Origin of the sequence: uncultured Aquimarina sp. (genome assembly GCF_947496855.1) — a bacterium.
In the GTDB taxonomy this organism is placed as follows: domain Bacteria; phylum Bacteroidota; class Bacteroidia; order Flavobacteriales; family Flavobacteriaceae; genus Aquimarina.
The window spans coordinates 438,934-459,201 of sequence record NZ_CANMED010000003.1 but is presented as its reverse complement, the minus strand read 5'-3'; the positions used below and the strand labels follow the sequence as shown (position 1 = coordinate 459,201).

The window sequence follows — 20,268 nt, the reverse complement described above, 5'->3', positions numbered from 1 at the left end:
TTCAATTGTTTGTCTAAAAACCTTAAAAAATGTTATGATTTGGGTTGAAGTAAATTAGAAGAGGTTGAACTATTATTGAAGTATAACAATTCATAAACGGCAAAAGGGAGAACATTTCCCTTCTGCCCGTTTTGTTATTTCGTGAAGTCTTCCTTTTTCAAACCATTATTAAAGTTAATGTTTGTCCAAGTTACGTCTATCCAAGGAGATTCAGTTATCGTTGCATCCCAAGTAGATTTTTTGTATTTACGTTTGTTAGGAATTAAAATGTCATCCACTTTTTCATATTCCATTTGCATTAAAAAAGGTGTTTCTATAACACCAAAATCAGCTACAGTAAATAAAAATTGATCTACTAATCCACTCTCTTTATTTATATAAAGTTGATAAATATCTGTAGGTTTCTCGTTTTGCGATTCAAAAGAAATTTTTACAACATCATAGTTTTTACTCTCTAGATTTTTTTTACCTAAATACTCGTATTTCAATCCTGGATCTAATAGTTTTTGAAACATTGCAAACCAATAGAAGTTAGTGGGTCTGCTAAATATTACTCGTTTTAATGCTAAGCTATCTTTTACTAATTTCCCATTATTTTTTAACCAATATTCATTACCATCATACGCCTGTTCTATTATACCTTCTAGATCAGGTAAAGTACGTTGGTGTTGTCTATATTCGCCATAAGATAGTTCGTTGTTAAAAATGTATTTTTCTGTTGAAATATCGCTTTTGCCATCGGGTGTTGTATAGGTATAAGTATATACTACATCCTTTTTATTTCTAAGTGTATTATAATCTCCTACTTTTTTTACGAAATTATAGATTAATTCATGCCCTTTATTTTGAAACGTTGGTGTAGTTTCTTTTACGATTTTTGATTCAGGAGTTACTATCTCAGTCTTTGGTTGATTTTTATCATTACAGGAGATCAAAATCAGACCCATGACCAAAAAAACTATTTGTTTAAAATTCATTTTATAAGTGATTAGTTGTTATTGTAAATTAAATATTAAGCCTCAAAAATAATGGGATAGTGTCAATCTGAGCTTGTCGAAGTTTTTTAATTAGTAATTTAAAACACCTTTGGCAAGCTCAGAAAGACAATTTATCATTTCTATTGCTTTTCAAATTTCATATTCGTTCTAACGTTTATGTTAAACAGTTTCCTTTTTCCAAGCAAATTTTTGAAAAGATTCATCGACAGGCGTGTTAGCTATATGATTTGTATAGTTGCTAATTATTTTTTGAGAAAGTCCTAGTATAATTTCTAGAACTTGTTGCTGGCCATATCCTGCATCATAGAATGCTTGTAAATCTTCTTCCGTTACATAACCATGATTACGAACAATCTTTAATGTCATGTCCTGTAGTGCTTGTAACTTATCATTATTCAAAGGTGTTCCGTTTCTCAATGATTCGATTAACGTTTCATCAACCTTCATCATATGAGCAATACCAGTATGTGCTGGTACACAATAGTGACACTCGTTCTCTACATTAATGGTTTGCCAAACTACGGTAAGTTCTTCTGCATTAAAAGATGTATTTGAAAACAAACTATGTAAATTTTTATATGCTTCTAATGTTTCTGGTGATGATGCTAAAACGCCGTGCAAACCAGGTAACATACCAAAACTTTTTACAGATGCCTCTAGTTGGGATTTACTTGCTTCTGGAGCTGTTTCGATAGTGTGAACTTTTAATGTTGTCATAATATTTTATTGTTATTTTAGCTAAACAATCGTTTAGTTATTGATTAAAAAAAGGGTTTATAAATTATTGAAAGTTATTTCAATATAATCTTTAATTTCTTTTTGGCTATTTACTCTTGAGGCAGCAGCTAATCCATGTTTTGCCAATAATAAATAATTAGCTTGTTTCAGAATAGTATCCTCATCTTTAGAAGTATCCTTTTTCAATTTTTCAATGATTAAACTTTTCAGGTTATCCATGAAAGTTTCCATTTCCTCTTTAATGATTTTATCTTCACTTTCAGAAAATTCATTATAAGTGTTCGTGATGAAACAACCTTTTTGATTCCCTTCTTGAGAACATAGCATCACTGAGTCATAAAAGAATTGTTTAATATCTTCTATTCCTTTGGAGGCGTTTTTAAATTTTTCAAAAATCGAATTAACTTTGAACTTATAGCTTTTTAAACTTTCAACAAAAACTCCGTGTTTATTTCCAAAGCTAGAGTATATAGAGAATTTGTTTATACCCATTTCTTTCTCAAGCATTTGCATAGATGTGTTTTCATAACCATTACGCCAAAATACATTCATTGCTTTCTGGATTACCTCTCCTTCTATATATTCTTTTTTTCTTGCCATTTTTGCTTATACAAAACTAAATAATCGTTTAGAAATAAAAAATAGTTTAACCTTTATTTATAATTTTGATGTGTTTAACTGAATGATTCCGAAGATAACGTTGTCGTTTTTTAATTTTTAGATGTTATTTACAATGGAACACAATTACTACATAGCAGCAATTGTGCTTATTTATATTTTATAGACTTTATGATAGTCGTTTATAAACGCATAATAATTTTTTAATTCTAAATACAAAAGAAACATCCCCTAAATGAATTATAAAGGGGATGTTGTTCTATATATAAAATGAATATTAAGCTTGCAATCCAGGAATTTCTACTACTTCGTTTACATCCTGATCATAATCAACTCCAGTTACTTTGAAACCGAATAAATTAAAGAAATCATTACTATATCCTTCTAGATCACCAATTGCTGCCAAGGTTTCTGTAGTGGCATTATCCCATAATTCTTTTATTTTAGCTTGAATATCTTCACGCATTTCCCAATCATCAACGCGTATTCTACCTTGATCATCTGTAGGTGTTTCTTGATTGTTATATACTCTATCCGCAAATAAACGTTGGATTTGTTCTATACACCCTTCGTGAATATCATTTTCTTTCATGATTTTATACAAAAGAGAAATATATAATGGGATTACCGGGATTGCCGAACTAGCCTGTGTTACCAAGGCTTTGTTTACAGAAACATACGCTTTTCCATTAATACTATCAAGTGATTTGGTGATATCGAACGCTGTAGCTTCTAAATGATCTTTGGCGCTACCTATAGTTCCTTTTCGGTAAACAGGTTCTGTAAGTTTTGGACCGATATAAGAGTAAGCAATAGTTTTAGCTTCTGGAGCTAATAAATCTTCTTTTTGCAAAGCATCTATCCAGAATTTCCAATCCTCTCCACCCATTACCGTTACAGTGTTTTCTATATCCTCTTCTGTAGCAGGTTCTATAGATACCTGAGAGATGTTCCCTGTATGAAAGTCTACCGTTTTATTGGTATATGGATCACCTATAGGCTTCAGAACAGATTTATGTTTTACTCCAGTTTCTGGATGTACACGTACTGGTGATGCTAAACTATAAATTATTAGATCTATTTGTCCTAGGTCTTGTTTGATGAGTGCTATAGTTTGCTGTTTAATTTCATTAGAAAAAGCGTCCCCGTTAATACTTTTCGCATATAAACCGGCTTGCTGTGCCTGTGTTTCAAAAGCAGCGGTATTATACCATCCTGGAGAAGCAGGTCTATTAGGCTTAGGTGGTTTTTCTAAAAACACACCAATCGTAGCAGCATCAGAACCAAATGCACTAGTAATTCTGGAGGCTAGACCAAAACCCGTAGAAGCACCAATAATAAGTACTTTTTTAGGTCCGTTTATGGCTCCTTTTGATTTGATATAATCTATTTGGTTTATTACATTTTGTTCGCACCCTTTTGGATGTGCAGTTAGGCAAATGAATCCGCGAGTTCTAGGTTCTATGATCATTGTGTAAATTCTTTTCTGAATATACGAACATAGCCTAAAAAGTATCGATTTCCAAAGAAATTATTCGGTTATTTTTAGCAATAGATAAACGAGTAAACAACCGGATAATTAAAATAGTAAAAACGACTTAAACTAGCATTAAATTAAGTGTTTTGTTTTTATAAGGTGCCCTGTGTTAGAATAATCTAACTTATCAATCCTCTTTATAGATTCTGAGGCTATGTAGGTTGATAAAAATATAATTATTAGTAACTAAATTTTATCTACACATTTTACGTAACTCAGATTAATTTGATTTCTTTTAAACAAATATGGATGTTACTTGTTGTGTAATTTCATTAAAAGAGTGATATATCTGGTTCTAAATATTGCGTCTTGGCCTCTTCGGAATTAAAAATATGAAATCCATAGTGAGAACCTAATAATTCTTTAAGATTATATTTCAGTCTAGGGAATTCAGTAATAAAACCCTAAAAGGTATTTGATTTTTGTACAAAATGATTCACAGTTTTAACGGTAGTAGTGGTAAAGGCTTATTAAATTTATCCGTTTTACCTAATTGAGTCACAAAAGCTAAAATTTGATTAGAAATTCCTCCTACAAGCAGTATCAACACCATATTTAAGTATCCACGCTAATCTCAAGTGAGCTTCGTGAATAAACAAAGAAGGGTTAAGATAACCATCTCTAAACTGTTTTTCAAATTTTGAATTATTGAGATCTAGATTGATTTTCTTGATGTTGAATATTAGATAGTTGAAACATAACAATCATTTTTTTGACGAATACCATTAATTATTCTGATTTCTAACCGGAAACATAGGCAGCGAAACTTTAAATTTCACGACTAATAAACGTATAATAATAATCAATAATGTGGTAGAAATATATATGATATTTATAGGTATGTTTAGTGAATACAAGATCATAAAACAAATTCCTCCGGCGATTGATGCTGTAGCATAAACTTCTTTTCTGAAAATCACCGGAATTTCATTACATAAAATATCTCTAATCACTCCTCCGAAACATCCGGTCATGGTTCCTAATGCAACAGATACAATAGGATCAAGCTCCGTATGTATTCCAGTTTCTACTCCTATAATTGTAAAAATCCCTAATCCTATAGTATCGAATAAGAAAAGTGATTTCTTGAGATAATCTAGTTTATTTCTAAAAATAATTGATAAACCAGTAACGCCACCGATAATATATAGGTTTAATGTATTTTGCATCCATGCAACAGGAGTTGCTCCAATAAGAACATCTCTCAGTGTTCCTCCACCAACCGCAGTGACAAAAGCAATAATAAAAATTCCGAAAAGATCTAATCTTCTGTTCATAGCACTCAATGCTCCTGAAATGGCAAAGGCAATTGTTCCCAAAATATCCAAAGTATCGAAAAGTGTCATTTTTCTATATTTTGGAATAAATGTAGAATATCTAATCCGAATTTTAATTTTTCGACTGACATTTAGTGTTTTTTATTAATATTTTATTCTAGTATTTATTTAGGATGTCTATAATCTTATAACAATTCTTAATAACTTTAATGTAAGGTTTCTGTTCAAATTGCTACTTTTACATCAGATAAACCGAAAAAGATTATGTCAGATACAATAGAAAGAATAAAATGCCTAATTGTAGGTTCAGGACCAGCAGGATATACTGCAGCAATTTATGCAGCGCGAGCAGATCTTAAACCTATTATGTATACCGGTATGGAGCCAGGGGGACAGTTAACTACTACTACAGAGGTGGATAATTTTCCTGGATATCCTGAAGGTATTGATGGCCCAACAATGATGGTACAATTACAGCAGCAAGCAGAACGTTTTGGTACAGAAGTACGAATTGGAATGGTTACTGCCGTAGAATTTAGCAAAGAAGTAGGAGGGATTCATAAAGTTACTGTAGATAATACAAAACAAATTGAAGCCGAAGCTGTAATTATTTCTACAGGGGCTACTGCTAAATATTTAGGATTACCTAGCGAACAGAAATTACGTGGAGGTGGAGTTTCCGCCTGTGCAGTTTGTGATGGATTTTTTTATAAAGGTCAAGATGTTGCTATTGTTGGTGCTGGAGATACAGCTGCGGAAGAAGCTACATACTTATCTAACATCTGTTCTAGTGTAACTATGTTAGTTCGTAAAGATTTTATGAGAGCGTCTAAAGCTATGCAGCATCGTGTAAATAATACGCCTAATCTTAAAGTATTATATAATACAGAAGTTGATGAGGTTATTGGTGATCAGGTAGTTGAAGGTTTACGTATGGTGAACAACCAAACAGGAGAGAAATCAGAGATTTCTATTACTGGATTGTTTATTGCGATTGGTCATAAGCCAAATACAGATATTTTTAAGAGTCAGATCGATATGGATGATACCGGATATATCATCACAGAAGGTAAATCTACTAAAACGAATATTCCAGGAGTATTTGCATCAGGTGATGTTCAGGATAAAGAATATAGACAAGCAGTTACTGCAGCTGGTACTGGTTGTATGGCGGCATTAGATGCAGAAAGATATCTAGCGACTGTAGAAACTAGTGAAGAAGTTTCTGCTTAATAAGATTAAATAGAAAATATTTTTAGACCTGACTATTTTTTAAAATTAGTCAGGTCTAATATTTTTAAGAATTTCTATTTTAATTTGAGTCTACTCGGACTGTAGTCAATTTTTTTCTTGTATAAAGTAGCTTCGTTGGCAAACATCGTCATATTAATTGTAGGTTCCCCTAATAAATATATTTCTGTCTCGTCCTTAGCTTCAATAGTAATTTCTTCATTGGCCAATACGTAGCAATCACTAGAACCTTCAGCAATAATAGAGATTTTGCCTGATGTCAATTTTTCACCATAAAAATCAGTACCTCCATCAGCTCTTACCAGCATTGATTTAACCTCTCCTTCTAATTTAGCATATCCTTTTTGATATAAATCAATCTTTAGACTATCTGCGGTTATGATCCCTTTTAATTCTGAATTTTCGTTTACCTGATAAAAGGCTTCTTCTGATTTGGTATGTAATTCGAGATCAGCTTTTCCATTAGATATACCCGTTAATTTACCTGTGTCTACAGACAGAAATACTTCAGAATTATCGTTGGCTTCAATACGTAGTTTTGGTGATTTGATAGATGATAAAGATTTTAGCTCCACTTTATCGTAGATTACAATTTTTTGTAAATTTTGAGCATATAATATTTTAATATTCAATGCTTTTGATCTTTTGATCGTTTTGTCAGATTTTATTTTTAGGATACTATCTTGTACTTCTATATTGATGTGTTCTTGAAGATTACTATCTGCTTCTATAGTGACAATATTATCACTATCTTCCTGAAGGCTCACTTCAAAATTGTCATAAAGTAATATCGTATGAAAAGCATCTAATATTTTCTGCTCAATCATCACAATTTTATTACCTTTTATTTTTTCTTTTTGTGCATATAGGTTTCCAAAAATAACTGTGCAAAATATCGAAAGCACTAATGTTCTCATAATATGAAAGTTTTTATGTTTAAAACAGTTTTTTTTTAATTTCAGTATAATTATGGTTTTAAATTATCATCTTAAAATCGGTTCATAGCTTAAATATAACTATACTAAAGAGTATATTTCAAAAGGCATACCAAAAAAAACAGCCTCTTTTTGATAAGAGGCTGTTTTTTTCTTTAAAGTGCAAATACCGATTATACATTTTCTGCTAGAAAGTATTTTCATACTACATTTTTGTTGCTTCTTCTACTAATTTTCCATTTTCACGGATAAGCATCTTTAATACTTTTTCATTAGATGTTTTTATAAATTCAAAAGTAAGTGGGTTTTGTTTATGGAAAAATAATTTTTCGGATTGAGGGTAGACTATGAGCTCCATTTTTCCTGCTTTTATTTTTAGAAGTTTTTCTTTTTTAGTAATAATAACGGTTCCTGTTTGAGGTGCTTGGTATGTTCCTACGTATTGATTTAAGGTTTTGTCAGATAAAGAGATTTCTTTTTTATCTGTGTTCTGAGGAGCGGCTTGATGATCATAGCTTAATACTCTGGTCATTTTCCATTGCTCATTTTTATGCTGCCAAACGTGAGTGAATTTTGCTATCTCAGCAAGTCGTTCTGCTTTACCGTTTTCTGAAACATAAAAGACGTGTTCGCCAGTAATGATGGCTCCGTAATTATTAAGAGGAAATACATCTACACTTCCTTCTACAACTTCTCTACGAACCCTTGGGTTTTCTGGATTGCATAATCCGTTTTCTATGCTAGACATCATTTTAGTAAGACCAGAAGTTAAACCACCTTTATCGTGATAAAACTCAAAATCTTCTACGAAAAAAGTTTTAAATGTAGGAATATCACAAGTGTTATAAGATTTCCAGAATTCTCCATCTAATTTAAGGATAGTATTAGTTAGATTTTTTGCGGTTTCTGATTTTTGGGCATAGCTGTTATATCCAGAAGCGGCTAGGATACATATGAATAGGATTAAATCCTTTAATTTTAATATCATTTTTTAGTTTTTTGATTTACCTGGATCAGGCAGATTGATGAATATTGATATGATTGATAATCCATCTATAGAATAAGATGGTGATAATAGATTAGAGATAGTTAAAACATAAGAACCACCCGAAAAGCACAATATCTAAATAACTTGTCTGTCAACAATGGGAGCTTTTCAGGCGATTCTATTTTTTTGGTTGGTAGTGGTTGGTTGAATTTATTGGTTAAGTTGTTGGATTTTAATGCCTCTTTACATTACCGCCGGAGTTTTCTACTTCATCAACTTTTCCTGGTTCTCCATAATAGTTGATATTGGCTCCACTTGTTGCTTTTCCTGTAAATTGATCTTTGGCATGAATTCTGATCATTGCACCACTAGTTGCCTTAGCACTAGATACTAGACTTAATAAGTCATCAGCTCTTATGTCTGCTCCACTTGTCGCGCTGGCTTTATGGTTGTTTACTTTTCCTGATAAATTCATCATAGCACCACTTGTTACTGATGTGGTAAGTGTTTCTGCTTTTACCTTGAGTTCAATATCTGCACCACTTGTAGCACTAATAGAAAGATCTTTCTGAACAACGGCTCCCTGAGACGTAACTCTAGCACCACTAGTTGCCGATATTTTTCCTAATTTATCGTAGGATACATAGACTGTCTTCTCATCAGCTCGATAGATATTTTTGTCAGAAGTAATATACAGTGTTTCTCCTTCCACATATACTTCTATGTGTTCGTGTAGATTTTCATTTGCTTCAATAATTACTTTTTTATCTTGTTTATTGGTTAGTACTACATCTAAACCTCGACTTGATTTTATAGTATCAAAGTTTTCGTTAATGGTTTTTTCTTTTCGGATTACTTCTCCTTCGCCTCTGATTCCGTCAAAAGCTATGTTACAAGAACAACATAAAGCTGAAAGAATTAATGTTGCTATAATTTTAGTTAGTGTTGTCATAATAGTGTGATTTAATTTATTAAACTGTTCGTTTTTTGATCGGCCTAAGGCAGATAGATTGATTAATTATCGGTTTTGATTTTTATCCCGTTCTCGTCTATTTTTATATCTACTTCTTCACTTTTGATTTGTACTCCATCTTCATCAATTTTAAGATTAGCATCATCGTCATTAGAGTTGATTTTGATTCTTACTCCATCTTCATCAATTTTGAGATTGGCATCATCATCATCAGAGTTGATATTTATTTTTACTCCATCAGTATCATTATCTTCCCATTCATTATATTGCCACTCATCATTAGGGCAATCTTGGCAAGTAAACTTACCATCAATTAATTTCAGATACTTTTCTTCCTTTCCATCTATGGTGAGATAATCATTGTATTTCCAAGAGTTATTGTATCCAGATGTATTATCATCTGCCAATATGGTCATTCCTTCTGGTATAGAAATTATAATTTCAACTTCTTGATCGTTGTATTTATTTGCGTAATCAGTAATTGCATATCCATTTAATAATAAAGTATTACCTTTTATATCGTAGTCGTACTTTATGGCAGCAGCTCTTTCTTTAGCTTCATCGTAGCTGCTTCCTTCAGCATTCCTTCTAACCATAATTTTAGGAATAGAATCTTCTTTGTTTTCTTTGATAAAAACTTCGATATCCTGAATTACGATTATTTTATTATCGTTTTGGTCTCTTTTAATTTTAAAATCATTTCTATGGTGTAGGTTTCTTACATATCTACTATTTCCAATCATCTTTAACTTTAAAGTGTCGTTAGATTGAAGGTACAAGTTTCGGGAATCTTCAATTACTTCTGCGTCATAGGCTTCTTGAGTAGCCTGACGGATACCTATAATTGTTAATCCTATCACAGATAGAATCCAAACTGCCAATAATGCTAACTTAGCTGGTGTACCAATTGATTTTAAATTATTGATAACAATCTTTAATCCTAAAATAAATAAAAAGAAAAAAGGGATGCCTACAGCGAACAATGCAAGTAATGAAACTAACCATAGAGGTACATTTGGATGATTAATTACATCAATGTATTCTGTAAAAGGTGTTTCGATTAATCCAAAAGTTCCTACAGTAAATAAACTAATAAATAAACTTATTAAAGTGATTCCTGATACAAGGATTAATAGTACTCCTATGAATTTCACAAATATTTTCAATACCACTAGTAATACATCTCCAAGTGCATCAAAAAAGCTAGTAGAACCACTTTTTACTTTATCACTGTATTTCTGATAATCTACATCTTTTACCTTATCCGCAACATCATTAAATCCTTCCTTGATTTTTTTTTCGATGTTGCTAATATTTACAGCTTCTCCTTTCATTGCTAAATAGTCTGCTGTACTTTTTGCTTCTGGAACAAAAATCCAAAATGCGATATAGATAAGGATAAATGCCCCACTAGAAAATACAGTAAAAAGAATCCATGCAATTCTTAACCAGATAGGGTCTATACCAAGGTAATGGCTTAATCCAGAACTTACACCTCCTACATACGAGTTAGAAGTATCTCTAAATAATTGTTTAGATTTTGGAGTTCTTTGGTAAGAAGCTTTTGGTTCGTCTTCAAAAATCTCTTCATCCAATCTATAATCTTCGGGTTGCCCCATAACCTCGATTACTTCTTCGACTTCTTTAGTGCCGATTACTTGTCTTTCATCTTTTATTTTTTCACTGAAAAGCTCTGCAATTCGAGCTTCAATATCAGCGATAATTTCATCTCTACCTTGAGAGTCGGTAAATGAACGTTTTATCGCCTGAATATAACGCTGCAGCTTTAAATAAGCGTCTTCATCTATGTGAAAAAATATGCCTGCTAAATTTATATTGACTGTTTTGTTCATTTTTGTTTCTTTTTTTGTTTAGTAACTATAGTTACTGCATTTTGTAATTCATCCCAAGTGTTATTTAATTCTTTCAGAAAAAGTTTTCCTGTTTCTGTAAGTCCATAATATTTACGTGGTGGTCCGGATGTCGATTCTTCCCAGCGATAACTGAGCAGACCTGCATTCTTAAGTCTAGTTAGTAAAGGATATATTGTGCCTTCTACAACTAGCATCTTTGCATCTTTAAGGGTTCCCAAAATCTCTGCTACATAAGCGTCGTCATCCCTAAGAATTGAAAGTATGCAATATTCCAGAACACCTTTGCGCATTTGCGCTTTTGTGTTTTCGATCTTCATAAAACTGGTTTTTTAAAAAATTAAACTGTTCATTTTTTGATTGATTGATTGATGATGTTATTTAAATAGATATTGATCAGAGAATACAACTCCAGCAATAAAGACTGATGTTAAAAGATAATTGATTAGGTTAAATTTTAAATTATACCTCTGTTCTTTTGATGTTTTGATCAGTAATACTAGTAATGTAAAGCCTACTAATAATGGTAAAATCCAATATCCAAGTCCAAGCCAAGCACTAATACGGGCTTCATCATTAGGATTAAAAATTGATATAATCATTGCTAATACTCTAGAGTAAAATGCAAAGAATAAAAAAGGGTACCAATACTTATTATTCGTTTTTTTGATGAAACAAAAAATTACAAAAGCCTGAAGGATTGTAAATAAAGGTCCAGCGGCACTAACCAGTTGTTGATGCCAAGCTGATTGGTATTCTCCTTCTAATAAGAATGCAGAATTAAGTGTCATTCCCATTTCGTATCCTAAAAGTTTCCCAGTGATGAAGTGAGCCAACTCGTGAAAAAAGAAGGAGGATACCACAGCTATAGCAGTAATTAGAATGTATTTTATGTTGATTGATGCGTTCATTCTAATTTACTTTATGAATCTGATTGTTAACGGATATCTATATAACTCTCCTTTATTTCCTTTTAATGCTGCAGAGATGATAAAAATGATTTCTAAAAAGAATCCCATTAACGCAAGTACACCTACAAATGAGGCACCTATTAGTGTTCTAAATCCTCCATCACTAGAAAAGTTAATATCTAATCCGTTGTGATTAAAAATATCGAATAAAGAAGCATCTCCAAGGATGTTAAACATAAAAAATGGAACGGATATCATCCCTAATATTATTGTATAAAGTAATACGCTTAACTGAAAATTGATGGCTTCTTTACCATGATTGTCTATAAATACGGATTTATCCTTATTGGTAGTCCATAGTAATATGGGAACTATAAAATTTCCAAATGGTATAAAGTATTTAGTGAACACTCCTAAGTGCATAAATGTTGCGATATTTTTGTGGTTGTTATTGGACATTTCTAAAAGTATATAATAGTTTCTTATACAAATATATGGTTAAAAGAAGGTATTATGCAAAACATAGTACCATATTTTAACATAAATTTATGATTTAATACTATTTTGTATGTCCATTCTTTTTCAATACTTTAGGGCGACTAAATCCTATATTATGACGATTACTCCTAGAAAAATTAACACCTTCACAATGTTTAAGTTACCTTCTGCTTGGCTCTGCGGAGTTCGTGTAAGAACGATTAATGAAGCCAGTTGCACTGTTAGTGTTACCCATAGATGGATGAATCAAAACCCCTTTAATTCTATGTTTTGGGCTGTACAGGGAATGGCTGCAGAAATGAGTACAGGAGCAATGGTATCTGGTCAGATTCATGATAGTGGTAAGAAAATATCCATGTTGGTAGCAAATAACAATGCTACATTTACTAAAAAGGCAACAGGTAGGATTACATTTATATGTAATGATGGAAATTTGATTAAAGAAGCTATCCAAAAAACTATTGACACAGGAGAAGGGCAAACGGTCTGGATGAAATCTGTGGGAACTAATAAAGATGGGGTAGAGGTTTCTACGTTTAATTTTGAGTGGACTATTAAATTGAAAAATTAATGGAGTTTAAGTATTAGAAAGGATACTAAAGTCTAAAGTATTTAGAAATGAATTTGTAACAATTTGCGAAAATTTATTACCTATATATTGAAATATTCATTAATCGATAAAATTAAATAGTAATAATATGACAGCACACGAAATTGACTACACCATTTATGGTGAAGAAATGCAATATGTAGAAATAGAATTGGATCCTCAAGAAGGAGTAATTGCAGAGGCAGGAAGTTTTATGATGATGGATGATGGTATTAAGATGGATACCATTTTTGGTGATGGTTCGCAGAAGGATCAGGGATTCATGGGTAAGATTTTTGGAGCAGGAAAAAGGTTGCTTACTGGAGAGAGTTTGTTTATGACAGCTTTTTATAACGAAGTTGTTGGTAAGAAAAAAGTGAGTTTTGCATCACCATATCCCGGAAAAATTATCCCTATTGATCTTACAGAATATGGAGGAAAGTTTGTTTGTCAGAAAGATGCGTTTCTATGCGCAGCAAAGGGTGTTTCCGTTGGAATAGAGTTTTCCAAAAAATTAGGAAGAGGTTTGTTTGGTGGAGAAGGGTTTATTATGCAAAAACTCGAAGGAGATGGGATGGCCTTTGTGCATGCAGGAGGAACTACCGCAAGAAAAGAATTAAAATTGGGAGAGAAACTAAAGATAGATACTGGATGTATTATAGGGTTCTCTAAAGGGGTTAATTATGATATAGAGTTTGTAGGAGGTATTAAAAATACCATTTTTGGAGGAGAAGGATTATTTTTTGCAAATCTAACAGGACCTGGAGTGGTGTATATACAATCATTACCTTTTAGTAGATTGGCAAATAGAGTATTAGCTTTGGCTCCTAGAAGTGGCGGTAAAAGTAGAGGGGAAGGTAGTATTTTAGGTGGATTAGGTGATCTTTTGGATGGCGATAATAATTTTTAATAAAGTTAAATAAGGGTTAAAAGACAGTTTTTTAGTTTTATTTGGCTATATTAGATTCAACAACTTTAAAATAGTAAGTATAATCCTACAATTACTTGTATTAAACCTAACATTTTAAACCCCTATTAATTTATGGCGAGAGCAATGTTTGATTACACCAAAACTGTATTAAAAAAAGTTAGTTTTGATGTAAATCTATTTACAAAGGAGGTAATTAAAGCACTAAACAGATTACTACCTCACGAGATTGAAGAATTAAAACTTTGGATTCAATCTTTGGCACTAAACAAACCAGAGTTAGAACCTTGTTTAATCTATTTAAAATCATAAATATAAAAGCGACTAATTAGTCGCTTTTTATTTTAGGTAAAGGACTTATAATTTGTACATTCTGAAAAGTAATTGCACCTTTTACTACTCCTGCAATAGTTGTATGTAGCGCTTCTATTATTTGCATTTTTAATTCACTTTTATGATAAATAAGGCTTACTTCCCTAGCTGGAGACGGCTCATTGAAATGATGCAAGTTTCTTTTCTCTTTATCATTAATGTCTAGTGTATGCAGATATGGTAATAATGTCATACCAAGTCCTTCATTAGATAACTTAACTAACGTTTCGAAACTTCCACTTTCTAATTGAAAGTGATCATCATCATAGCTTTTTTGAGTTTTACAAAGATTAACAATACCATCTTTAAAGCAGTGTCCATCTTCTAGTAATAGCATGTCATCTATATCAAGATCAGAAACATCAATTTTATTTTTTTGATTCAACCTGTGACTAGGAGGGATATATCCAACAAAAGGCTCATAATACAATACCCGTTCTTTTATGTTTTCATTTTGCAAAGGTGTTGCGGCAATAGCAGCATCGAGATGTCCATCTTGTAAACGTTCTATAATTGCTTCTGTAGTAAGCTCTTCAATTTTAAGTTTTACTTTAGGATATTTCTTTATGAAATTATTTAGGAACATTGGTAATAATGTAGGCATCACCGTTGGTATCACCCCTAATTTAAATTCACCTCCTATAAAACCTTTTTGTTGGTCTACAATATCTTGGATACGCTCACTTTCGTTAACAATATTTCTAGCCTGTTGCACTAATTTTCTACCTACTTCAGTAAGTTCAATTGGTTTTTTACTTCGATCAAAAATAAGGATGTCTAACTCTTCCTCTAGTTTTTGAATTTGCATACTTAAGGTAGGTTGAGTAACAAAGGTTTTTTCGGCTGCTTTTGTAAAGTTTTGGTGTTCAGCTACTGCAAGAACGTATCGTAATTGTGTAATGGTCATGTTGTTAATTTTGGATGACAAAAATAGAAAAGCTATTGATAAAACTTATTAAGTATATGCTAAAAATTTCTTTTTTCTATAGAAGATTTCTCAGAAAATGTTTACCTCTCTTTCTTTAATAACACTAAACAATAAAACTTATAATAATTAAAAATCAAAAAAATGAAAACAGTAAGTAAGTCTATTGTAGTATTGGGGTTAAGTATGAGTGCTTTATTAATTTCTTGTTCTGAAGAAGATATTCTTGATGAGCTTACCGGAGGTTGTATTGCTATTAATGCCATTGAGAATTATAGCGCTGCTCTGGATCGATATGGGAATGACCCTAGTATAGAAAATTGTGAATCATTAAAAGCTGCATCGATTGCATATTTAAGAGCATTGGATGATTGTCCACTTATCGAAGATGCCGATTTAGAAGAAGCATTACGTGATGCTAGTGAGTCAAGCTGTGAGGATAATGGTTAAAATTATATTATAAAAAAAGGGTTTTGCTTATGAAAGAGGCAAAACCCTTTTTTTGATTGATGAATATGTTAGTTGATTAAAATCTAATTTCTAAATCCAAATCTTCAGTACCTACTTCGAATTTAGCATCTGACCACATAGGTGGTCCGTAGCTCATGTTATTATTGGACACTCCATAATTTTCTTTTGGCATTCCATTTTCTTCAAAATCCATTCTCTCATTATTATTAGCATCGTGTACACAAGAGATTCCATATTCTCCAGCAGGGATATTCGTAAATGTGATTTTAGCTACACCATCCTTTATTTCACCTTTTGCTGATTTAACAGGAGCAGCTTTCATAAAAGTAGCTTCGTCATATAGTCCAAAAAGTACTGCGCCATCAGAGCTTGACACATTGGGTATGGTTACGGTGATGGTGATTCCTTTAGTGTCTTGTGCTTTGGTAACAAAATTTACGGCTGTCATTGCTAAAAATAAAATTAGAGTTTTCATAAGAGTTTAGTTTTTTGATTTTTATTATTTCGTTTTGATGATTCAAAAGTCTATAAATCTTATGTGCATTTATAAAGTATCTAACTCAATTGTAGAATTTATAGGATGAAATGTAGTTTAGTATTTGAGTAGGGTAGTATGAGAATTTTTTAGTAGATGAATGTTTTGAGTAGCGTAGATATCTAAATATTAAACCCGTAAATCTAAAACCTAAAATACTGACTAAAGAAGTCCTCTAGCTTTTATCTCCAGATACTTATTAATGGTGTTTACCGTTAGATCTTTAGGAGATGTTAAAACAGTTTGAATTCCATGTCTTTGTAATTCTTTCACCATTATCTTTTTATCATAAGCGAATTGTTGTGCAATCGTTTGGTCATAGATTCCTTCTAAATCTTCTGCGTTATTATTTATTAGTTGATGTAGCTCTGTATTTTCAAAGAAAATTACAACCAAAAGATGTTTTTTCGCTAGTGCTTGTAAATAGGGAAGTTGTCTTTTTAAAGCAGAAATATGTTCAAAGTTGGTATATAATAATAGAAGACTGCGATGATTTATTTGTCTTTTTGCGTGTGCATATAATAATCCGAAATCAGAATCAAAAAATTGTGTCTTTACATTATATAAAGTTTCAGATATATTATTAATGTATGTTTTCTTTCTACTAGCAGGTAAAAAATTACTTACCGTATTAGAAAAAGTAAGCATCCCCACTTTGTCATTTTTTTTAAGTGCTATGTTAGAAAAAGCAAGCGTACTGTTTACGGCATAATCCAATAAACTCAGATCGTCAAAAGGCATTTTCATCACACGGCTTTCATCAATAATGGAGTAAATTGGTTGTGATTTTTCATCTTGAAATTGATTAATCATCAAATTTCCGTGCTTAGCAGTCGCTTTCCAATTGATGGTTCGCACATCATCACCAATAACGTATTCTTTGATTTGTTCAAACTCCATAGTATGACCTATTCGTCTTATTTTTTTAAGACCGAACTGAGTTAATTTGTTATCGATGGCTAGAAAGTCGTATTTCTTCATTTGAATAAAAGATGGATATACTTTTACCATAGCCGATTTATCAAAACTATAACGTCTTTTGACTAAGTTGATTTTAGTCATAGCATATACGTGTAAATAACCAAATATATATTCCCCTCTTTTAACAGGTCTTATCGAATATTCAAAATCGAACGTTGATTTTGGGTTAATTACACCTGTTTTTAAAAAGTCACGCTTTTGAAACTGAACAGGAATCTCATCAATTATTTCTGTATAGGTAGTAAATGAATAGTTGTTTTTGACTCTAATCGGAATCGCATTAAAGTCACTGTTCGAAAATTTTTCTGGAAGTAATCTATTTGCTTCAATACCATTTCTGGTGTTGAACAAAATAACAATGTCGAATAAAAAAGTAATCATCAATCCCCATACTAATAACCAAGCTAATGGATATACTGCTTGAAACCAATACGAAACTAAAAATAGTACCGATAGGATGGCGAGTATATAAAAAACTCTAGAACTTATATATAAGGATTTATAGAATTTAATCACAATTAGCGAGGTATTTCTACTGATTGTAAAATCATCTCAATGACATTTTCTGTAGTCATTCCTTCCATTTCGCGCTCTGGAGATAGTATAATACGATGACGTAGTACAGGATATAATGACTTCTTAATATCTTCTGGAGTGACAAAATCTCGACCATTAATAGCAGCAAATGCTTTTGAAGCATTCATAACTGCAATAGAAGCACGTGGAGACCCACCAAGATAAAGATGTGGATGTGTTCTCGTTTTGGTAACGATCTCTGCTATATATCCTAGAATTTTTTCTTCTATAATAATTCCCTGAGTTTTTTTCTTATACTCAATTAGTTTTTCTGGTGTCATCACGGCATTTACCATTTCTAATGGTTTTTGGGCTTTTCTTTGGTGATGTGTTTTAAGAATGTCTACTTCCTCTTCTAAGGATGGATAGTCTACTTTGATTTTAAATAAGAAACGGTCTAGTTGTGCTTCTGGTAATGCGTAGGTTCCTTCTTGTTCGATTGGATTTTGCGTGGCCAAAACCATAAAAGGAGGTTCCATAACATATCGTATTCCATCAATGGTTACCTGGCGTTCTTCCATAACCTCAAATAAGGCTGCTTGTGTTTTTGCAGGTGCACGGTTAATTTCATCAATTAATACCATGTTAGAAAATATAGGACCTTTCTTAAATTCGAAATCACTAGTTTTCATATTCAGTATAGAGGTTCCTAAGACATCGCTAGGCATGAGATCAGGAGTAAACTGAATTCTGTTAAATGCGGTTTCTAATGTTTTAGCAAATAACTTTGCCGTAACTGTTTTAGCGATTCCAGGAACTCCTTCAATAAGTACGTGGCCGTTAGATAATAGCGAAACAATAAGTAGTTCTATAAAATCCTTTTGACCAACAATTACTTTTGCTAATTCGGTTTTTAGTTTCTCTATCGCCTGCTGTAATTCACTAAGATCAATACGGTTCTCAAAGTTTATCTTTTCCGAAGTAGCTTCGGCAGTCGTCGTAGCTTCTTTCGGAGTATCAATAGGAGCTGTATTTTCCTCCGTCTTCTGAGGAGTGTTTTCTAAAGCATCATTTTGTAACTCTTCGTTTTCCATATGATTATATTTATTCTCAGTACGAGATTGTTCTATATCTTTATTAATATGATTTATTTTTAAATTCGCTTATCATATTATATAATCGAATTAATTCTTCTTTCGATAGAACTCTTTTTCGATTAAGTTCTTCAAAATATTTAAATAAAATTTTAGTATCTTCTATGTCATTATTACTTCTAGCAGAAATATCTAACAAGGTTTTTTCATCTAGCACGTTAGTCTGTATTCTAAGATCATGATGAACATAGTCTAAAAAGAGAAGATTTTGTTTTTCTACAATTTCTTTATGTTTTTCCTTTTCATAATACATTGCGCTAATTGTTCTAGTAAAGGCTAGTGTCTGGTTTTTAAGAGGTGCTATAATTGGAATACTTCTCTGTTTTCGTTTTCCTTCAAAAATAACAAAAAGCAATACTCCGATTATTAATGTATAGTATGCCCATTTTAGATATCTATTTTGTAATAAGAAAAATAAAGGAGATGTATAGAATGTTTTTCCTGATTTATAATGATTGTCCCAGAGAATTTTTTTAGTTGGATCTACATATGATAAGATATTCTGAGTGTACTCATAATTTTCATCCGTTAGCATAAAGTAGTTTCCAAAAGCCTCAGGAAAAGAGTGAAGTAATATTTCTCCTTCTCCAAAGGATTGTTTGATATAATTTAGTTGCGGGTTTTTAATCTGTAAAGTGTCATTATATAGTTGTGTAACTCCGAGAACTGTTGTGTTAATAGTATCTATTTCACTAAAATAAGGGTTGTATACGTCACGATCATAATGATACGGTTTTTCTGCTTTTAGGTTTTTATTAACCAATTCGACCATTGGTTGCGTAGAAATATCATCAAGGGATATCAGATTATCCGTATCTATTAGCAGGGTATCTAGGAGATTACTACTAATTGTTTTTGAAGATACAAATAAGGTATTACCTTTTCCTACCCAGTCCAATATTCTATCTAATTCGCTATCATCGAAACTAATAGATCCATTTACGAAAAAATAGGTTCCAGATACCGTATCATTATCCAATAAAAACTCATAAGGAGGTTGGTTAATGTCTTTTAATTTAGGATCCCCAAAAGTCTCTTTCATTATAGAATAAGAGACAAATGTCCCTAAAGGAATTTTGTCGGTTTTTGCATAGCTCGGAAACCAATTAATAGGCTCTGGTTCACTTGCCTCTAAAAAAGTAAGCAGGCCGATAATAGCTATGATTATAATGATAAATATTTTAGACTTTTTACTTAACAAA

At 31.9% G+C, this 20,268-nt stretch carries 22 protein-coding genes; 5 read left to right on the top strand and 17 right to left on the bottom strand.

Annotated elements, in window-relative coordinates:
* Positions 1-134: 134 nt before the first annotated feature.
* The 5 genes from Q0921_RS11515 to Q0921_RS11495 form a co-directional block, all read right to left on the bottom strand.
* On the bottom strand, positions 135-977 hold the full coding sequence (locus Q0921_RS11515; RefSeq protein WP_299256908.1) for a hypothetical protein: 843 nt from the start codon (positions 975-977) through the stop codon (positions 135-137).
* 180 nt (positions 978-1,157) lie between these two features.
* Complete coding sequence (locus Q0921_RS11510; RefSeq protein WP_299256906.1) at positions 1,158-1,715, bottom strand: carboxymuconolactone decarboxylase family protein; 558 nt, start codon at positions 1,713-1,715, stop codon at positions 1,158-1,160.
* Between the two features lie 57 nt (positions 1,716-1,772).
* Complete coding sequence (locus tag Q0921_RS11505) at positions 1,773-2,336, bottom strand: TetR/AcrR family transcriptional regulator (protein WP_299256904.1); 564 nt, start codon at positions 2,334-2,336, stop codon at positions 1,773-1,775.
* Between the two features lie 295 nt (positions 2,337-2,631).
* Positions 2,632-3,825: an enoyl-ACP reductase FabV gene (gene fabV / locus Q0921_RS11500; RefSeq protein ID WP_299256902.1), complete on the bottom strand. Its 1,194-nt coding sequence runs from the start codon at positions 3,823-3,825 to the stop codon at positions 2,632-2,634.
* Positions 3,826-4,616: 791 nt separating this feature from the next.
* Positions 4,617-5,237, bottom strand: coding sequence for a trimeric intracellular cation channel family protein (locus tag Q0921_RS11495; RefSeq protein ID WP_299256900.1), 621 nt, complete (start codon positions 5,235-5,237; stop codon positions 4,617-4,619).
* Between the two features lie 195 nt (positions 5,238-5,432).
* On the opposite strand from Q0921_RS11495, the gene trxB reads away from it, so the two are divergent.
* Positions 5,433-6,401, top strand: a complete 969-nt coding sequence (trxB, locus tag Q0921_RS11490; protein WP_299256898.1) for a thioredoxin-disulfide reductase — start codon at positions 5,433-5,435, stop codon at positions 6,399-6,401.
* Positions 6,402-6,475: 74 nt separating this feature from the next.
* Here the strand turns inward: trxB and Q0921_RS11485 are convergent, their stop codons facing one another.
* The 7 genes from Q0921_RS11485 to Q0921_RS11455 form a co-directional block, all read right to left on the bottom strand.
* The gene (locus tag Q0921_RS11485; RefSeq protein WP_299256896.1) at positions 6,476-7,336 is read right to left on the bottom strand and encodes a DUF2807 domain-containing protein; all 861 of its coding nucleotides are present in this window, start codon (positions 7,334-7,336) and stop codon (positions 6,476-6,478) included.
* Between the two features lie 223 nt (positions 7,337-7,559).
* Positions 7,560-8,342 (bottom strand): DUF4440 domain-containing protein, encoded by a 783-nt coding sequence (locus Q0921_RS11480; RefSeq protein WP_299256894.1) that lies wholly within the window; start codon positions 8,340-8,342, stop codon positions 7,560-7,562.
* Between the two features lie 232 nt (positions 8,343-8,574).
* Positions 8,575-9,294, bottom strand: a complete 720-nt coding sequence (locus tag Q0921_RS11475) for a head GIN domain-containing protein (protein ID WP_299256893.1) — start codon at positions 9,292-9,294, stop codon at positions 8,575-8,577.
* Positions 9,295-9,356: 62 nt separating this feature from the next.
* Positions 9,357-11,168, bottom strand: a complete 1,812-nt coding sequence (locus tag Q0921_RS11470) for a PspC domain-containing protein (protein ID WP_299256892.1) — start codon at positions 11,166-11,168, stop codon at positions 9,357-9,359.
* On the bottom strand, positions 11,165-11,506 hold the full coding sequence (locus tag Q0921_RS11465) for a PadR family transcriptional regulator (RefSeq protein WP_299256891.1): 342 nt from the start codon (positions 11,504-11,506) through the stop codon (positions 11,165-11,167). Before Q0921_RS11465 ends, Q0921_RS11470 begins: the two co-directional genes overlap by 4 nt.
* Before the next feature lie 57 nt (positions 11,507-11,563).
* The gene (locus tag Q0921_RS11460) at positions 11,564-12,097 is read right to left on the bottom strand and encodes a hypothetical protein (protein ID WP_299256890.1); all 534 of its coding nucleotides are present in this window, start codon (positions 12,095-12,097) and stop codon (positions 11,564-11,566) included.
* A gap of 6 nt (positions 12,098-12,103) precedes the next feature.
* On the bottom strand, positions 12,104-12,556 hold the full coding sequence (locus Q0921_RS11455) for a DUF4870 domain-containing protein (RefSeq protein ID WP_299256889.1): 453 nt from the start codon (positions 12,554-12,556) through the stop codon (positions 12,104-12,106).
* Between the two features lie 154 nt (positions 12,557-12,710).
* Between Q0921_RS11455 and Q0921_RS11450 the strand changes: the two genes are divergently transcribed.
* From Q0921_RS11450 to Q0921_RS11440, 3 genes are all read left to right on the top strand, one after another.
* On the top strand, positions 12,711-13,166 hold the full coding sequence (locus Q0921_RS11450) for a DUF4442 domain-containing protein (RefSeq protein ID WP_299257238.1): 456 nt from the start codon (positions 12,711-12,713) through the stop codon (positions 13,164-13,166).
* A 127-nt stretch (positions 13,167-13,293) separates the two neighbouring features.
* Positions 13,294-14,094: a TIGR00266 family protein gene (locus Q0921_RS11445; RefSeq protein ID WP_299256887.1), complete on the top strand. Its 801-nt coding sequence runs from the start codon at positions 13,294-13,296 to the stop codon at positions 14,092-14,094.
* A gap of 132 nt (positions 14,095-14,226) precedes the next feature.
* Positions 14,227-14,424: a hypothetical protein gene (locus Q0921_RS11440; protein ID WP_027392192.1), complete on the top strand. Its 198-nt coding sequence runs from the start codon at positions 14,227-14,229 to the stop codon at positions 14,422-14,424.
* Between the two features lie 16 nt (positions 14,425-14,440).
* Here the strand turns inward: Q0921_RS11440 and Q0921_RS11435 are convergent, their stop codons facing one another.
* Positions 14,441-15,391 carry a LysR substrate-binding domain-containing protein gene (locus tag Q0921_RS11435; protein ID WP_299256885.1) on the bottom strand — a complete coding sequence of 317 codons (951 nt, stop codon included), beginning with the start codon at positions 15,389-15,391 and terminating at the stop codon, positions 14,441-14,443.
* 162 nt (positions 15,392-15,553) lie between these two features.
* Between Q0921_RS11435 and Q0921_RS11430 the strand changes: the two genes are divergently transcribed.
* Positions 15,554-15,859: a hypothetical protein gene (locus Q0921_RS11430; RefSeq protein WP_299256883.1), complete on the top strand. Its 306-nt coding sequence runs from the start codon at positions 15,554-15,556 to the stop codon at positions 15,857-15,859.
* Between the two features lie 76 nt (positions 15,860-15,935).
* Here Q0921_RS11430 and Q0921_RS11425 read toward each other — a convergent pair whose 3' ends face one another.
* The 4 genes from Q0921_RS11425 to Q0921_RS11410 form a co-directional block, all read right to left on the bottom strand.
* Positions 15,936-16,355 carry a DUF2141 domain-containing protein gene (locus Q0921_RS11425; protein WP_299256881.1) on the bottom strand — a complete coding sequence of 140 codons (420 nt, stop codon included), beginning with the start codon at positions 16,353-16,355 and terminating at the stop codon, positions 15,936-15,938.
* A gap of 222 nt (positions 16,356-16,577) precedes the next feature.
* The gene (locus tag Q0921_RS11420; RefSeq protein WP_299257237.1) at positions 16,578-17,909 is read right to left on the bottom strand and encodes a DUF58 domain-containing protein; all 1,332 of its coding nucleotides are present in this window, start codon (positions 17,907-17,909) and stop codon (positions 16,578-16,580) included.
* Positions 17,910-17,914: 5 nt separating this feature from the next.
* A complete protein-coding gene (locus Q0921_RS11415) occupies positions 17,915-19,006 on the bottom strand; it encodes a MoxR family ATPase (RefSeq protein ID WP_299256879.1) in 1,092 nt (363 codons plus the stop codon).
* Positions 19,007-19,049: 43 nt separating this feature from the next.
* On the bottom strand, positions 19,050-20,267 hold the full coding sequence (locus tag Q0921_RS11410) for a DUF4350 domain-containing protein (protein WP_299256876.1): 1,218 nt from the start codon (positions 20,265-20,267) through the stop codon (positions 19,050-19,052).
* Position 20,268 lies beyond the last annotated feature (1 nt).

Coding starts and splice junctions, on each gene's coding strand:
- Q0921_RS11515 (WP_299256908.1), bottom strand. CDS start 977: ATGAATTTTAAACAAATAGTTTTTTTGGTCATGGGTCTGATTTTGATC.
- Q0921_RS11510 (WP_299256906.1), bottom strand. CDS start 1,715: ATGACAACATTAAAAGTTCACACTATCGAAACAGCTCCAGAAGCAAGT.
- Q0921_RS11505 (WP_299256904.1), bottom strand. CDS start 2,336: ATGGCAAGAAAAAAAGAATATATAGAAGGAGAGGTAATCCAGAAAGCA.
- fabV (WP_299256902.1), bottom strand. CDS start 3,825: ATGATCATAGAACCTAGAACTCGCGGATTCATTTGCCTAACTGCACAT.
- Q0921_RS11495 (WP_299256900.1), bottom strand. CDS start 5,237: ATGACACTTTTCGATACTTTGGATATTTTGGGAACAATTGCCTTTGCC.
- trxB (WP_299256898.1), top strand. CDS start 5,433: ATGTCAGATACAATAGAAAGAATAAAATGCCTAATTGTAGGTTCAGGA.
- Q0921_RS11485 (WP_299256896.1), bottom strand. CDS start 7,336: ATGAGAACATTAGTGCTTTCGATATTTTGCACAGTTATTTTTGGAAAC.
- Q0921_RS11480 (WP_299256894.1), bottom strand. CDS start 8,342: ATGATATTAAAATTAAAGGATTTAATCCTATTCATATGTATCCTAGCC.
- Q0921_RS11475 (WP_299256893.1), bottom strand. CDS start 9,294: ATGACAACACTAACTAAAATTATAGCAACATTAATTCTTTCAGCTTTA.
- Q0921_RS11470 (WP_299256892.1), bottom strand. CDS start 11,168: ATGAACAAAACAGTCAATATAAATTTAGCAGGCATATTTTTTCACATA.
- Q0921_RS11465 (WP_299256891.1), bottom strand. CDS start 11,506: ATGAAGATCGAAAACACAAAAGCGCAAATGCGCAAAGGTGTTCTGGAA.
- Q0921_RS11460 (WP_299256890.1), bottom strand. CDS start 12,097: ATGAACGCATCAATCAACATAAAATACATTCTAATTACTGCTATAGCT.
- Q0921_RS11455 (WP_299256889.1), bottom strand. CDS start 12,556: ATGTCCAATAACAACCACAAAAATATCGCAACATTTATGCACTTAGGA.
- Q0921_RS11450 (WP_299257238.1), top strand. CDS start 12,711: ATGACGATTACTCCTAGAAAAATTAACACCTTCACAATGTTTAAGTTA.
- Q0921_RS11445 (WP_299256887.1), top strand. CDS start 13,294: ATGACAGCACACGAAATTGACTACACCATTTATGGTGAAGAAATGCAA.
- Q0921_RS11440 (WP_027392192.1), top strand. CDS start 14,227: ATGGCGAGAGCAATGTTTGATTACACCAAAACTGTATTAAAAAAAGTT.
- Q0921_RS11435 (WP_299256885.1), bottom strand. CDS start 15,391: ATGACCATTACACAATTACGATACGTTCTTGCAGTAGCTGAACACCAA.
- Q0921_RS11430 (WP_299256883.1), top strand. CDS start 15,554: ATGAAAACAGTAAGTAAGTCTATTGTAGTATTGGGGTTAAGTATGAGT.
- Q0921_RS11425 (WP_299256881.1), bottom strand. CDS start 16,355: ATGAAAACTCTAATTTTATTTTTAGCAATGACAGCCGTAAATTTTGTT.
- Q0921_RS11415 (WP_299256879.1), bottom strand. CDS start 19,006: ATGGAAAACGAAGAGTTACAAAATGATGCTTTAGAAAACACTCCTCAG.